3 protein-coding genes are annotated in these 1280 nt (G+C 34.7%); all 3 read left to right on the top strand.

The features are described from left to right. On the top strand, positions 1-416 hold a 416-nt coding region (locus tag M23134_RS37215; RefSeq protein WP_045115108.1), incomplete at its 5' end, for a GbsR/MarR family transcriptional regulator. Between the two features lie 148 nt (positions 417-564). Beyond that, positions 565-693, top strand: coding sequence for a 30S ribosomal protein THX (locus M23134_RS40365; protein WP_002706408.1), 129 nt, complete (start codon positions 565-567; stop codon positions 691-693). A gap of 347 nt (positions 694-1040) precedes the next feature. Beyond that, positions 1041-1253, top strand: coding sequence for a hypothetical protein (locus tag M23134_RS37220; protein WP_002706410.1), 213 nt, complete (start codon positions 1041-1043; stop codon positions 1251-1253). The last annotated feature ends 27 nt before the right edge of the window (positions 1254-1280 follow it).

Below are 1280 nucleotides of genomic sequence, written 5' to 3' on the forward strand. Positions count from 1 at the left end.
ATGCTTTGTTATTGGTGTCGAATGAGTCATTAAGTACCGAAGATGTAATGAAAAAGCTCAATATATCGAGGGGCAATTCTAACATGAACCTGCGTGAATTGATTACCTGGGGTTTGGTACGTAAAGAAATAAAACCAGGCGAACGCCGCGAGTATTTTGTTGCTGAAAAAGATATGTGGGAGGTGTCGAAGTGTATTATCAGGGAGCGAAAAAAACGTGAACTCGATCAGATCAAACGCACAGTGGATCATTTGTCGGTAGTAGAAGGTGATAAAAAAGACGAAGAATACAAAGAGTTCGTAACACTGATAGAAGACATGAAGAACCTTACTACCAGCGCCGATAAAGTATTGAACCGTTTGTCGATGGCTGAGAAAAACTGGTTACTTAAGAAGTTTTTAAAGCTTTTTGTCTAAAAACTGTTCGACTGTTTAGTAAATAAGCTTTAACTTTTTCTTTTATTTAACTAGCTTTGCAAACCTGTATATTATCGCTAAAAACTGTATTGGTTTTATTGATGATTGACAGGTTTAAATTATAAATTATTAAACTCAATATAACATCATGGGAAGAGGAGACAAAAGAACCCGCAAAGGAAAGATTTTTTTAGGTAGTTATGGTAAAGTAAGACCTCGCAAAAAGCCAAACACTTACAAGACTACCGAAAAGAAAACTGAGAACAAAGAGTCTTAATAAGAAACTACCCAATGGGTAGTTTTTTTTGCTTTAGCGCCTTGCTACCACTCTTTTTAGCTTGTGATGGTGTATGCCTATCTTCAGTTTTGGGATAAATAAAAGCTTGTCAATCAAAACCTGGTGATTGAATATTTAACAATTTCATTAACAATTTTTGTTAACATTCGTCTATAAATATTCGTACCTTTGCAAAGTACAAACCATATAAAAAAATACTTCAATAAAAAATATCCAAATACACTTTCCTTCTTCACCCTATTTGCAATACAAAAATACACCTAATCAATATATTGACTGATGCTTTTTAACCAATCTAAAGCAAGACCAAAGATAATTAGGTAACCATGAAAAAAATATTTATTCTTATAAGCATATTATTTTTTTACACATATCAAACTCAGGCACTTGAAAGCTCACGGCAAAAACGTGTAGATAGTCTGGAGAATGTGGTGAAAAATGCCTCCCATGACTCTTCCCGTATCAAAGCATTATTGCACCTGGTACACGAAAACGCCGATTCTCTTGATATAGCACTTGAGCATAGTTTGCAGCACTGAACCTGGCAAAAAACTCATGACCCTGAT

It is taken from the genome of Microscilla marina ATCC 23134 (assembly GCF_000169175.1).
Taxonomy (GTDB): Bacteria; Bacteroidota; Bacteroidia; order Cytophagales; family Microscillaceae; genus Microscilla; species Microscilla marina.

What these genes read in the sequence shown, in the direction of transcription:
- M23134_RS37220 (WP_002706410.1), top strand. Translation starts at nt 1,041, where the DNA reads ATGAAAAAAATATTTATTCTTATAAGCATATTATTTTTTTACACATAT.
- M23134_RS40365 (WP_002706408.1), top strand. Translation starts at nt 565, where the DNA reads ATGGGAAGAGGAGACAAAAGAACCCGCAAAGGAAAGATTTTTTTAGGT.